We start from the raw sequence: 13,369 nt of genomic DNA, 5'->3' as shown, positions 1-13,369 counted from the left end.
GGACCCTCAACCGGAGAAGCCGACGTGCGCGAGCCGCAACGGGCCGCGCAGCCTGAGGTGCACGTCGCGCACACCGGAGGCGGTCAGCCCCGCCGCGACGGTGACGTAGTCGTACGGTCCTGACGTGGGCGCCTTCGGCGAGAGCGGGACCGAGGTCGCGCCGCCGTCCAGCGACACCTCCACCGTGCCCTCGCCCGCCACGGTCACCGTCACCTCCGTGACGCCCGGCCCGAAGTCGCAGGCGCGGTAGAGCAGTTCGGCCGTCCGGCCCCGCGCCGCCGTCACCGCGTCGCCCGCCGTCTTCGTACGGTCGACGATCTCCGCGCCGCTCTGCTCGTCGAAGTCCGCCCCGTTCAGGCCGTGCCGGGTCACCGGGCGCGGGCCGCCGGGCTCGCCGTCCAGGACGGCCGTCGTCCGCAGCCGGATGTCCTCGCTGGAGGCGCCCACCAGGAGGTCGTACGGGCCCGGTTCGAGGCGGAGGCGGCCCTGCGCCACGTCCCAGAACTCCAGCTCCGACAGCGGGACGTCGAAGTCCAGGGTCACCTTCTCGCCCGGCGTCAGCGTCACCCGGCGGTGCGCCGCCAGCGCGCGACGCGGGCGCGGCACGGACGGGTCCGCGGCCCTGGTGTAGAGCTGGACGACCTCGTCGGCGGTGACGTCACCGGTGTTCGTGACCGTGAAGGACACGTGCAACGCCTCTTCCCCCACACGGGAGTTCAGATCCGCGTACGCGAACGACGCGTACGACAGCCCGTGGCCGAACGGGAACAGGGGCGTGCCCTCGAAGTACAGGTACGTCTGCCGGCCGCCGATCACGTCGTAGTCGAGCAGGTCCGGCAGGTCCGCGTCGTCCGCGTACCAGGTCTGCGGGAGGCGGCCCGCGGGGGAGACGTCGCCGGCGAGGACCCGGGCCAGGGCGGTGCCCGCGGCCTGGCCCGCGTGGGCGGTCCAGAGCGCGGCGCGCAGCGGGCCGGTGTCGACGGCGTAGGGGTAGGCGGAGACCAGGGCCAGCACCGTGTTCGGGTTGGCGGCGCGGGCGGCGCGCAGCAGCCGCTCCTGGTGGGCGGGGAGCGCGAGGGTCGTACGGTCCTCGGTCTCGCGGCCGTTGAGATGCGGGTCGTTGCCCGCCACCACGACGACCACGTCGGCCTCGGCCGCGACCCGGGCCGCCGCGTCCGCACCCCGCTCGACGACGACCAGCTCGAAGATCTCCGGCGGCTCGGAGACTTCCGCGTTCTCGTCGGCAACCTTTACTCCGTCGGCGGCGACACAGACGTGGCGACCTGTGCCGACATGCCGGAGGAGGTGACCTTTCTCGTGGGGTTCGAGCCGGAACGTCTCCTGGACGATCCAGCCTCCGGGCTGGTCGGCGGCGGCGCGGACACAACCGTCCTCGGCGACCGAGAGATAGCGGCCGTCGGGGGCGCGCAGGGTCAGCAGGTCCTCGCCCCAGTCGACGAGGGCGAGTTCGGTGCCGGTCGCGTCCGTGGTCAGCGGCGGGAGGTCGGTGCGGCCCGCGAGCAGCGCCGGGTCGAGCGCGCCCTCGGCGCCGCGCACCTCGTCGCCGGCGTCCGCGGCGGGGACGTGGAGAAAGGCGCCGGTCGACGTCCTGAGCAGGACGCGGTCCACGCCCTCCGCGAACTCCACGCGCTCGGCGCCGAACCGCTCGTACAGGCCCTCCAGCGGGGTGGAGCGGTGGATCAACGTGCCGCTGTACCAGTCGAGTTTGCACTCGTCGGCGAGCAGGCCGACCACGGCGAGGCGGGTGTCGGGCGCGAGCGGCAGCACCCCGTCGTTGCGCAGGAGAACGATCGCCTGCTCGGCCGCCTCCTGGGCGAGGGCGCGGTGCTCGGGGGTGTCGAACGCGCCCGGCTCGTCGTACCCGTCGAACTCGCCGAGCCGGAACCGGACCGAGAGCTGGCGGCGGACCGCCGTGTCGATGTCGGCCTCGCTCAACAGGCCCTGGTCGTAAGCCCCCTTGATCCGCGCGATCATCTGCGAGCTGTCCGTGCCGTGGTCGGTGAAGCTGTCGACCCCGGCCAGCAGCGAGGCGGCCGTGGCCTCCTCGTGGGTGTCGAAGTAGTGCTCGGCGTCGACCAGGTTGGAGGGCGCGCCCGCGTCCGAGCAGACCAGCAGGTCCTCGTCCGTCCAGGCCCGCAGCTGCTCGCGCAGATACGGACTGACGTGGTTGGGGCGGCCGTTGACCAGGTTGTACGCGGGCATCACGCCGGCCACCGCGCCCGCCTCGACCGTCTCCCGGAAGGCGCGCAGGTCGTACTCGTGCAGCACGCGCGGACGCACCGAGCTCGACGAAGTGGCCCGGTCCGTCTCGTTGTTGTGGGCCAGCCAGTGCTTGAGGACGGGGGCCGTGCGCCAGTAGGTGGGGTGGTCGCCGCGCAGGCCGTGGGTGTACGCGGTGGCGATCGCGGAGGTCAGCTTCGGGTCCTCCGAGTACCCCTCCTCGTTGCGGCCCCACAGGGGGTGGCGGAGGAGGTTGACGGTCGGGGACCAGACGTTCAGTCCGACCCGGTCGTCGCGGGCCCGCATCGCGCGGACCTCCTTCGACACCGCGTCGCCGACCCGTCGTACGAGATCGGTGTTCCAGGTCGCGCCGAGGCCGACCGCCTGCGGGAACACCGTCGCCGGGCCCATCCAGGCCACGCCGTGCAGCGCCTCCTGGCCGGTGCGGAACGCGGCGATGCCGAGGCGCTCCACGGCGGGCGTGAACTGATGCAGGAACGCGGTCTTCTCGTCCAGGGTGAGCCGGGACAGCAGATCGTCGATGCGCTTCGCGATCGGCAGCTGCGGATCTCGGAAGGGCGGCGTGGGCGGCGTCTGTGCGGTCACGTGGGGTTCCCCTTGGAATGGAGCATCGAAGCTCTTTCGAAGCGCTTCGATGCTCATTCGACGCGGGGGTGGGTGTCAAGGGAGCGGCAGCGCTACTTCAAGCGGTGCATAAGAAATGGTCTGCTCCGCGGCCTCCCAGGAATCTTGGAAGCGACCCTTGTGCGCCCCCAGGGCTTCACTTAACCTCACAGCAACATCGAAGCGCTTCGACTATGCAGCGACCGTAGAAGTCGAAGGAACGCTTCGGCTCAGCCAGTTCCACCGAAGACACCGCAGCCGACGGCCCACCGCCGGGTGTCCTGGTGCGCCACGAAGGGTTGACGCAATGACGCCGAACGCCGCTTCCCTCCCCCCAGGTCCTTCGGGCCCCAGCCGGAGAAGCTTCCTTGCCTCCACGGCGGTCGCCACCGCAGCGGTGGCCGGGGGGATGCCCCTGCTCGCCGCCTGCGGAGGTTCGGAGGGTGGCACACGCGAGGGCACCACCTCGGGCAAGAACGCCAAGAAGATCCTCCCGGCGTACGTGGCCAGCAACGTCGTGCAGCCGGACATCCCGTCCAAGAACGGCTCGGCGATGGGCTTCACGTCCAAGCTCGACGTCGCGGGCCTCAAGACCTCGGTCCCCACGAAGCTCGGCAAGGGCGGCAAGGTCACCATCATGTCGCCGTTCTGGGGATCGCCGCCCAAGGGGGACAACGCCTACTACACGTCGATGAACGACCTGATCGGCGTCGACGTCCAGTGGCGCAACCAGGACGGCAACACCTACGACCAGAAGCTCGGCGCGGTCCTCGCCTCCAGCGACGTCCCGGACGTGGTGGTCGTCCCCGGCTGGAACATGATGGGCAAGATACCGAGCGCCATCATCAGCAAGTTCGCCGATCTCGGCCCCTACCTGTCCGGGGACAAGATCAAGGAGTACCCCAACCTCGCGGCGATCCCCAGCGACGCCTGGCAGCGCTCGATCTTCGGCGGCAAGCTGAGGGGCCTGCCGATGCCCGCCGGATACGTCGGCAACATCGTGCCGCTCTACCGCCAGGACATCTTCGACAAGGAGGGCTACGAAGTCCCGCGGTCCGCCGACGACTTCATGGCCCTGTGCAAGGACATCACCAACGCCCGGGCCAAGCGCTGGGCCTGCGGCGACATGAAGTGGACCGCGTTCAGCAACTTCGGGGTGCTCGGCGGCGGTGAGAAACCGCTGTGGTGGAACCTCGTCGACGGCAAGCTGATCAACCGCGTCGAGACCCCGCAGTACCTGGAAGCCATCGAGTGGACGCGGAAGCTGTTCGCCGCCAAGGTCGTCCACCCCAACTTCTACCTGGGCAAGGGCCAGATCGGCGACCCGGCCCCCATGTTCGCCTCCGGTGAGTTCCTGATCTGGAACAACGACATCTCCAACTGGTACGGGCAGCAGGCCTCGTTGCAGACCCAGAACCCCGACGTCAAGGTCTGGGGCATGGACATCTGGGGCCACGACGGCGGGAACCCGACGCTGTACGCCACGATGCCGGCCAATATCTTCGCCTTCGTCAACAAGAAGGCCTCCGAGTCCGTCATCCGCGACGCGCTTGCGGTCGCCAACGTCACCGCGGCGCCGTACGGCACCAAGGAGTGGATGATGACCAACTACGGCGTCGAGGGCACCCACTACACGATCAAGAACGGCGTCCCGGTCAAGAACGACAAGGGCAACAACGAGGTCATCAACGCCTACGTCATGGTCGCGAGCCCCGCGGCGACCATCGCCCACCCCGACCTCCCCGACTACACCAAGGCCATGGTCGAGTGGCAGCAGCGGATGGGCGCCTTCACCAGGAAGTCGTCGTTCTGGGGCCTGCAGATCACCGAGCCCTCCCGCTACACCAACCTCGCCAACGACTTCGAGCAGCTCGAGGACGACATCATCCGCGGGCACAAGAAGATCAGCGACATGCAGCAGGCCATCTCCGACTGGAAGAGCAAGGGCGGCGACAAGCTGCGCGACTGGTACAAGAAGCTGCTCGACGAGAACGGTTCCGCGGCGGGCTGACCCCACTCTGAGGCAAGGAGACCGACCGTGTCCCACAGCACGGTGCCTCGGAGCAGCGCCGAGGCCAGCACACCGGCGAAGACCGCGGCGGCGTCCGGTGCCGCCGCCCGCCCCCGGGAGAAACGAGTCACGGGCAAGCTCAGCCTGCGGCACAGGTTCCGGCGCGACCGCGTCCTGATCCTCATGACGCTGCCGGCCGTCGTGCTCCTCCTGGTCTTCAACTACCTGCCCATCCTCGGCAACGTCGTCGCCTTCCAGGACTACGACCCCTACATCAGCGACAACGGCATCGTCTCCATCCTGCACAGCCCCTTCGTGGGCCTGGAGAACTTCCAGCGGATGTTCGAGGACTCCGCCTTCTGGAACGCCGTCCAGAACACACTGGTGCTGTTCTTCGTGCAGCTCCTGCTGTTCTTCCCGATCCCGATCCTGCTCGCGCTGCTCATCAACAGCGTGGTCAGGCCCCGGGTGCGGGCCGTCGCGCAGGCTGTCCTGTACCTGCCGCACTTCTTCTCCTGGGTGCTGGTCATCGCCGTCTTCCAGCAGATGTTCGGCGGCGCGGGGATGCTCTCCCAGCTGCTGCGGCAGAACGGCCACGACGGCCTCAACATCATGACCAACCCGGACACCTTCCCCTTCCTGCTCACCGCACAGAGCGTCTGGAAGGACGCCGGGTGGGGGATCATCGTCTTCCTCGCCGCGCTCGCCTCGGTCAGCCCGGATCTCTACGAGGCCGCCGCGATGGACGGTGCCGGCCGCTGGCGCCGCATGTGGCACATCACCCTGCCCGCCCTGCGGCCGGTGATCGCCCTGCTGCTGGTGCTGCGCGTCGGCGACGCCCTGACCGTCGGCTTCGAGCAGATCCTGCTGCAACGCGACGGCGTCGGACCGGGCGCCGGAGAAGTCCTCGACACCTTCGTGTGGTGGAACGGCGTCCGCAACCAGGACTTCGGCTATGCGGCCGCCGCCGGCCTGGTCAAGGGCGTGGTCAGCATCGGACTGGTCCTCGCCGCGAACAAGGTGGCCCATCTCATGGGCGAGCAGGGGGTGTACCAGAAATGACCGCCGTCATCGACACACCGGCCGACAAAGCGGCCGCCACACAGCGCCGCTGGGCCGCCCCGCCCCGGCCCACCTGGGAGGAGGAGCCCTCCAAGGCCGGCCTCGCGGCCAAGGGCATCGCCCTGTCGTTCGCTTGCCTGGCGATCCTCTTCCCGCTGTGGATCGTGGTCGTCACCAGCCTCTCCTCCCGCAAGACCATCAACGAGGCGGGCGGTCTGGTGCTGGTGCCCAAGGGCATCACCTTCATCGCCTACCAGGAACTGCTCGGCGGCGGCCAGGTCACCCGCGCCGCGCTCGTCAGCATCTTCGTCACCCTGTTCGGCACGCTGTTCTCGATGACGGTGTCCGTCCTGTGCGCCTACGGCCTGTCCCGCAGCGGGACCCTCGGCCACCGCTGGATCCTGATGACGCTGCTGGCGACCATGTTCTTCAGCGCCGGCCTCATCCCCACCTATCTGCTGGTGCAGTCCCTCGGCCTGACCGACAGCTATCTCGCGCTGATCCTCCCGAGCGCGATCAGCGTCTTCAACATCCTGGTGCTGCGGGGCTTCTTCATGGGGATCTCGCAGGAACTCATCGACAGCGCGCGCATCGACGGGGCGGGGGACGTTCGGATCCTGCTGCGGATCGTCATGCCGCTGTCGCGGGCGGTTCTCGCGGTGATCACGCTGTTCTACGCCGTCGGGTACTGGAGCGCCTGGTTCAACGCGTCGCTGTATCTGAACCAGCAGGACATGATGCCGCTGCAGAACGTCATGATCCAGCTGGTGCAGCGGCAGGAGGCGCCGGTCGGTCTGGGCCAGGCGATCCGGACCGGGCAGCTGTCGGGGCTCGCCATTCAGATGGCGGTCATGGTGATGGCGTTGCTGCCGGTGGCGGTGCTGTCGCCGTTCGTGCAGCGGCATTTCAAGAAGGGCATGTTGACCGGCGCGGTGAAGGGTTGAGCCGCGCCCACTGAGTGGGGTGCGTTTGGCCGGCGGCTGCGGGGTTCGTCGTGGCTGGTCGCGCAGTTCCCCGCGCCCCTTTGAGGTACGTCCCCTCCCGTTTCTCATACAGCGAGGTATGTGTCATGCATGCGCCCAGCCTGAGCCGTCGTGCCGTTCTTGCCGGGACTGCTGCGGCCGTTGCGCTCACTGGTGTCCCCTCTCTTCAAGGGCGTGCGCACGCCGCCGCCCCCACCTACCGCTGGCGCAACGTCGTCCAAGGTGGCACCGGCTTCGTCACCGGCGTTCTCTTCCACCCCTCCGTCCGCGGGCTCGCCTACGCCCGTACCGATATCGGTGGTGCCTACCGGTGGGACGACTCCGCCGCCCGCTGGACGCCGCTCATCGATCACCTCGGGTGGGACGACTGGAACCTCCTCGGTGTCGAGGCGATCGCTGTCGACCCCGCCCACCCGAACCGTCTCTACCTCGCCCTTGGCACCTACGCGCAGTCCTGGGCCTCCAACGGGGCCGTCCTGCGGTCCGACGACCGGGGTGCCACCTGGAGGCGTACCGATCTCGCCGTCAAGCTCGGGGCCAACGAGGACGGGCGAGGCGCCGGGGAGCGGCTGCTCGTCGACCCGCGGGCCGGCGACACCCTCTGGCTCGGGACCAGACACGACGGGCTGCTCAAGTCCACGGACCGAGGGGCGACTTGGGCCACCGCCCCCGGCTTCCCGGCCACCCCGAGCGCCTCCGGGCAGGGCGTCACCCTTCTCGTCGCCGCCGGGCGCACCCTCTACGCCGGCTGGGGCGACTCCGACGGGACCGCCGCCAACCTGTACCGGACCGCCGACGGGATCACGTGGGAGGCCGTGCCGGGGCAGCCCTCCGGTGCCGCCGCCAAGGTGCCGATCCGGGCCGCCTACGACCAGCACACCCGCGAGCTGTATCTGACGTACGCCAACGCCCCCGGCCCCAACGGGCAGTCGGACGGCAGTGTGCACGCGCTGTGCACCGCCACCGGGAAGTGGCGCGAGGTCACGCCGGTCAAGCCGGGCGGGACCACCCCCGACGGCGGCACCGACTCCTTCGGGTACGGCGGGGTCGCCGTCGACGCCCGGCGGCCGGGCACCCTCGTCGTCTCCACCAACAACCGGTGGGCGCTCGTCGACACCGTCTTCCGGTCCACCGACGGCGGTCGCTCCTGGACCTCCCTCAAGGACTCCGCCGTTCTCGACGTCTCCGAGACCCCCTATCTCAAGTGGGGCGGCGACGCGCCCAAGTTCGGCTGGTGGATCCAGGCGCTCGCGCTCGACCCGTACGACTCCCGGCATGTCGTCTACGGCACCGGCGCCACCCTCTACGGCACCCGGGACCTCAGGCACTGGGCCCCGCAGATCCGCGGGATCGAGGAGGCCGCCGCGAAACTGCTGATCTCGCCCCCGGCCGGGGAGGCGCATCTGCTCAGCGGGTGCGGGGACATCGGCGTGATGTACCACGAGAAGCTCACCGCGTCCCCCTCGCGGGGCATGGCGTCGAACCCCGTCTTCGGGACGGCGACGGGACTCGCCCAGGCCGCGGCGAAGCCGGCCTACGTCGTGCGCACCGGGTGGGGCGACCACGGCAACGGGGCCTACTCGAACGACGGCGGGCGGACCTGGACGCCCTTCGCGGCCCAGCCCGCCCTCGCCAAGGACGCACCGGGACCGATCGCCGTCAACACCGACGGCACCGCCCTGCTGTGGGTCTTCGTGCACTGGGACGGCACCAGATATCCGGCCTACCGCTCCACCGACAACGGGGCCTCCTGGACCGAGGTCCCCTCTTTCCCGAAGGGCGCCACGCCGGTCGCCGACCCGGCCGACCCGACGCTGTTCTACGCGTACGACACCGACACAGGAACGCTGCTGGCCAGCACGGACAGCGGCGTCACGTTCACGGCACGTGCGGTCGGGCTGCCTTCCGGTGACAGTCAGTTCGAGCTCGTCGCGGCGCCCGGACGCTCCGGTGACCTCTGGCTCAGCCTGAAGGGGAACGGGCTGTACCGGTCCACCGACGGGGGCGTCAGCTTCTCCGAGGTGGCCGGCTGCCGGGCCTCGTACGCCCTCGGCTTCGGCAAGGCCGCCGAGGGGGCCGCGTACCCGGCCGTCTTCATGGTCGGCTCCACCGAGTCGATCACCGCCGTGTACCGCTCCGACGACGAGGCGAAGTCCTGGGTGCGGATCAACGACGACCGGCACCAGTGGGGCTGGACCGGTGAGGCGATCGCCGGTGATCCCCGGGTCTTCGGACGCGTGTACCTCGCCACCAACGGACGCGGCATCCAGTACGGGGAACCGGTCTGATGCCGGGGCTCGGTGACGCCACCCGCGGCCGCATCCTCTTCGGCGGCGACTACAACCCCGAGCAGTGGCCCGAGGAGACCTGGCACGAGGACGTCCGGCTGATGAAGGACGCCGGCGTCAACTCCGTCACGCTCGGCGTCTTCTCCTGGGCCAAGCTCGAACCCCGGCCCGGGGAACGGGACTTCGGCTGGCTCGACCGGGTCATGGACCTGATGCACGAGCACGGCATCGGGGTCGTCCTCGCCACCCCGACCGCCTCGCCGCCGCCCTGGATGGGGCATCTCCACCCCGACACCCTTCCCGTCGACCAGGACGGCCGCACCGAGTGGTGGGGCGGCCGCCAGCACTTCTCGCACTCCAGCGCCACCTACCGGCGCTGTGCCGCCGCCATCACCGAGGACCTCGCCGCCCGCTACGGCGGCCACCCCGCCCTCACGATGTGGCACATCAACAACGAGTACTGCACCTTCGACTGGAGCGACGAGGCCGCCGCCCGCTTCCGGCTCTGGCTCCAGCGGCGGTACGGCACGCTCGACGCACTCAACGCCGCCTGGGGCACCGCCTTCTGGAGCCAGGGCTACGGCGACTGGGCCGAGGTGCACACCCCGCGCCACGCCCACTATCTGAAGAACCCGGCCCAGGTGCTCGACTTCAAGCGGTTCACCTCCGACATGCTCCTGGAGTGCTACCTCGCCGAACGGGACATCGTGCGGCGGCACACCCCGCACGTCCCGGTCACCACCAACTTCATGCCCCTGTGGACGGGACAGGACGCCTGGCGGTGGGCCGAGGAGGAGGACGTCGTCTCCGTCGACCTCTATCCCGACCCGCGGGACCCGCTCGGCGCCCAGCACGCGGCCCTCACGCAGGACATGACCCGCTCGCAGGCCCGTGGCCCCTGGATGCTGATGGAGCAGGCGGCCGGGCCCGTCAACTGGCGGGGCGTGAACCATCCCAAGCCGGCCGGCCTCAACCGGCTCTGGTCGTTCCAGGCCGTCGCCCGGGGGGCCGACGCCGTCTGCTACTTCCAGTGGCGGCAGTCCCGGCAGGGCGCCGAGAAGTTCCACTCCGGAATGGTCAGCCACGCGGGGGAGCAGGGGCGGACGTACCAGGAGGTCAAGCGGCTCGGCGCGGAACTCGGCCGGATCGGCGGGGAGGTCGTCGGCGGTCACACGTCCCACGACATCGCCGTCCTGCACGACTGGCACTCCTGGTGGGCCGGTGCCCACGAGGGGCGGCTCTCCAGCGAGGTCGACTACGCGCGGATCCTCACCGCCTGGCACCGGGCCCTGTGGGAGGCCCACCTCGCCACGGACTTCGCCCCCCCCGAGCACGACCTGAGCGGGTACAAGCTCGTCGTCGTCCCGCAGCTGTACGCCCTCACCGACGCGGCGATCGACAACCTTCTCGGGTACGTCCGCCGCGGCGGCACCCTCGTCTCCGGCTTCCTCACCGGCGTCGCCGACCAGGACGACCGGATCAGGCCCGGCGGCATGGACGTACGCCTGCGGGAGCTGTTCGGCATCCGCACCCTGCACGAGTGGTGGCCGCTGGACGCGGGGGAGACCGTCGAGTGCGACGGATTCCGGGGCACCCTGTGGTCGGAGGAGATCGAGGCGGACGGCGAGGCGGTCGTGGCCGCCGCCTTCAAGGGCGGAGAGCTCGACGGGCTGCCCGCCGTGCTGCACAAGGGCCGGGCCCGCTATCTCGCGACCCTGCCCGACCCGGACCAACTGCGCGCCATGCTTGCCGGGTTCGCGGCCGGGGCGGGGGTGCGGCCGGTGCTGGAGGGGCTTCCGGCGGGCGTCGAGGCCGTACGGCGGGGTGAGCTGCTCTTCGTCCTCAACCATGTCCGCGAGTCGGTCACTGTTCGAGTTCCGGGAGCCTTCCGTGATCTGCTGACCGGCATGAACGTCACGGACGACCTGACTCTCGACCGCTACGGAGTGGCGGTGCTGAAGCCATGAGCCTTGTGCACGGCACCTGGGAACGCCGACCGGCCGTCCGCTGGGAGGACGGCTTCCTGAGCGGCAACGGCCATCACGGCACCCTTGTGTTCGGTGAGCCGAACGACGAGCGGGTCGTCGTGACCCATCACACCCTGGTCCGCCCCAACGGCTCCGAGCACGCCCGCCCGCCGGAGCTGGCCGCCGGCCTCCCCGACCTCCAGGACCGGCTGCTCGCCGGCGAGCTCGACGCCGCCGAGCGCTTCACGGACGGCCGGGACCTGCTGTGGGTGCAGCCCTTCCACCCGGCCTTCCAGATCCGGCTGCGCGGGACGACGGCGACCGGGGAAGCCCCCGGGTACCACCGGTCCGTCGACTTCGCGACCGGCGTCACCCGCACCCGGTACGAGGGCTGGGACAGCGAGGTCTTCGTCTCCCGCGCCGACGACGTCATCGTCCAGCGGGTCACCGCGACCGACCTCGACATCTCCCTGGACCACCGGCTGCCGGGCGCCCCCGACGGCCTCGGCGTCGGCCAGGGCGCCGTCCTCACCCCCGGGGGCGCCCTGCTCACCCTGCGCGGCCACTACCCCGGCAGCGACCGCGCCTACACCGGCGTCACCCTCGTCCAGGTCACCGGCGGCACCGCCACCCTCACACCACCCGGGGTGCGGATCACCGGCGCGGAGTCGGTGCTGCTGCTGACCCGCGTGGTCCGGCACACCGGCGAGCTGGACGTCCTGGAGGAGGCCCGCGCCCTGCGTGATCTCCCCCTGGACCACGCCGCGCTCCTCGACCGGCACACCCCGCTCCACCGCACCGCCTACGAACGCGTCACCCTCGACCTGGACGCGGACCCCGCCGAACGCGCCCTCCCCGGCTCGGAGTTGCTCGAACACCCCGAGAGCCCCGCGCTCATGGAGCGCCTCTTCGCCGCCGGCCGCTACCACCTGCTCTCCGCGAGCGGCCTCTTCCCGCCCCGCCTCACCGGCCTGTGGACCGGCGACTGGGACACCGCCTGGTCGGGCGCGTTCACCAACGACGCCAACGTCAACCTCCAGACCGCGTCCGCCGCGTCCGCCGCCCTCCCCGAGGTCACCGAGGCGCTCGCCTCCCTGATCCAGGGGCAGCTGGCCGACTGGCGGGACAACGCCCGCACGATCTTCGGCGCCCGCGGGATCGTCGCCCCGCCGCACAGCGACGGCGAGTCCGGGCTGACGTACCACTTCGAGCGCGAGTACCCGCTGCACCTGTGGACGGCCGGCGCCGACTGGCTCCTCAAGCCGCTCGTCGACCACGACGAGACCACCGGCACCCGCGACCCGCGCACCGCCGCCGCGCTCGCCGAACTCGCCCTGTTCTACGAGGACTTCCTCACCCGCACGGACGCCGAGGGCCGTCTCGTCGTCGTCCCCTCCTACTCGCCCGAGAACCGCCCTGCCAACGCCAGTTGGGGCGCGATCAACGCGGCGATGGACCTCTCGGCCGCCCGGCACGCCCTGCACACGGCCGCCGACTACCACCCGGGGGACGCGGACCGCCTGCGCGCCCTCGCCGACCGCCTTCCGCCACACCGGATCAACGACGACGGAGCCCTCGCCGAATGGGCCTGGCCGGGCCTGGAGGACACCTACGACCACCGCCACCTCAGTCACCTCTACGGCGTCTGGCCGCTCGACGAGATCAACCCGTACGACACCCCGGACCTCGCCGCCGCCGCGTACCGCGCCCTCGAACTCCGCGGTGCCGAGAACGACTCGGCGCACGGGCACCTCCACCACGCCCTGATCGCGGCCCGCCTGCGGGACGGCGAACGGGTCGCGCACGCCCTCGGCCAGGTCCTCAAGGGCGACTTCTTCCACGCCTCGCTGATGAGCGCCCACTACCCGAACCGCCGCACCTACAACGCCGACGCCGCCCACACCCTGCCCGCCGTGCTCATCGAGATGCTCGTGCAGTCGACCCCGGACCGGCTGGTCCTGCTGCCCGCGCTCCCCGACCGCTACCCCAACGGCCAACTCCTCGGCGTCCGCACCCGGTTCGGCGCCGCACTCGACCTCATCTGGACCCCGCAGCAAGCGACCGCGGTACTGCGCCCCACCCGCAGCCACCGCGTCGAACTGAGGACTTCCTCCGGCACGGAGCCGCTCGACCTCGTCGCCGGGGAAGACCACGTCCTGCGTCTGGAGGCGTGGTAACCACCCCCGCATTTCC

At 70.7% G+C, this 13,369-nt stretch carries 7 protein-coding genes; 6 read left to right on the top strand and 1 reads right to left on the bottom strand.

Going from position 1 to position 13,369, the window contains the following annotated elements:
• Positions 1–6 precede the first annotated feature (6 nt).
• Complete coding sequence (locus ACFUO4_RS34985) at positions 7–2,847, bottom strand: glycoside hydrolase family 3 C-terminal domain-containing protein (RefSeq protein WP_383492419.1); 2,841 nt, start codon at positions 2,845–2,847, stop codon at positions 7–9.
• 325 nt (positions 2,848–3,172) lie between these two features.
• On the opposite strand from ACFUO4_RS34985, the gene ACFUO4_RS34980 reads away from it, so the two are divergent.
• The 6 genes from ACFUO4_RS34980 to ACFUO4_RS34955 all read left to right on the top strand — a co-directional run bounded on the left by ACFUO4_RS34980 (position 3,173) and on the right by ACFUO4_RS34955 (position 13,353).
• Positions 3,173–4,876 (top strand): extracellular solute-binding protein, encoded by a 1,704-nt coding sequence (locus ACFUO4_RS34980; protein WP_079310258.1) that lies wholly within the window; start codon positions 3,173–3,175, stop codon positions 4,874–4,876.
• A gap of 27 nt (positions 4,877–4,903) precedes the next feature.
• Positions 4,904–5,938 (top strand): sugar ABC transporter permease, encoded by a 1,035-nt coding sequence (locus ACFUO4_RS34975; protein WP_079310259.1) that lies wholly within the window; start codon positions 4,904–4,906, stop codon positions 5,936–5,938.
• Complete coding sequence (locus ACFUO4_RS34970; RefSeq protein WP_383492415.1) at positions 5,935–6,882, top strand: carbohydrate ABC transporter permease; 948 nt, start codon at positions 5,935–5,937, stop codon at positions 6,880–6,882. The genes ACFUO4_RS34975 and ACFUO4_RS34970 overlap by 4 nt, the downstream gene beginning before the upstream one ends.
• A 125-nt stretch (positions 6,883–7,007) precedes the next feature.
• The gene (locus ACFUO4_RS34965) at positions 7,008–9,209 is read left to right on the top strand and encodes a 1,4-beta-glucanase (RefSeq protein ID WP_383492412.1); all 2,202 of its coding nucleotides are present in this window, start codon (positions 7,008–7,010) and stop codon (positions 9,207–9,209) included.
• The gene (locus ACFUO4_RS34960; RefSeq protein ID WP_383492409.1) at positions 9,209–11,176 is read left to right on the top strand and encodes a beta-galactosidase; all 1,968 of its coding nucleotides are present in this window, start codon (positions 9,209–9,211) and stop codon (positions 11,174–11,176) included. Before ACFUO4_RS34965 ends, ACFUO4_RS34960 begins: the two co-directional genes overlap by 1 nt.
• The gene (locus ACFUO4_RS34955; protein WP_383492406.1) at positions 11,173–13,353 is read left to right on the top strand and encodes a glycoside hydrolase N-terminal domain-containing protein; all 2,181 of its coding nucleotides are present in this window, start codon (positions 11,173–11,175) and stop codon (positions 13,351–13,353) included. The genes ACFUO4_RS34960 and ACFUO4_RS34955 overlap by 4 nt, the downstream gene beginning before the upstream one ends.
• The last annotated feature ends 16 nt before the right edge of the window (positions 13,354–13,369 follow it).

The organism is Streptomyces sp. NPDC057280 (assembly GCF_042668605.1).
In the GTDB taxonomy this organism is placed as follows: domain Bacteria; phylum Actinomycetota; class Actinomycetes; order Streptomycetales; family Streptomycetaceae; genus Streptomyces.
Note: the sequence above shows the minus strand (reverse complement) of the source record. Positions and strands in the feature narration are given on the sequence as shown.

Bases quoted from the DNA above. Each gene is read 5' to 3' on its own strand.
- ACFUO4_RS34980 (WP_079310258.1), top strand. From the start codon at position 3,173: ATGACGCCGAACGCCGCTTCCCTCCCCCCAGGTCCTTCGGGCCCCAGC.
- ACFUO4_RS34970 (WP_383492415.1), top strand. From the start codon at position 5,935: ATGACCGCCGTCATCGACACACCGGCCGACAAAGCGGCCGCCACACAG.
- ACFUO4_RS34965 (WP_383492412.1), top strand. From the start codon at position 7,008: ATGCATGCGCCCAGCCTGAGCCGTCGTGCCGTTCTTGCCGGGACTGCT.
- ACFUO4_RS34960 (WP_383492409.1), top strand. From the start codon at position 9,209: ATGCCGGGGCTCGGTGACGCCACCCGCGGCCGCATCCTCTTCGGCGGC.
- ACFUO4_RS34955 (WP_383492406.1), top strand. From the start codon at position 11,173: ATGAGCCTTGTGCACGGCACCTGGGAACGCCGACCGGCCGTCCGCTGG.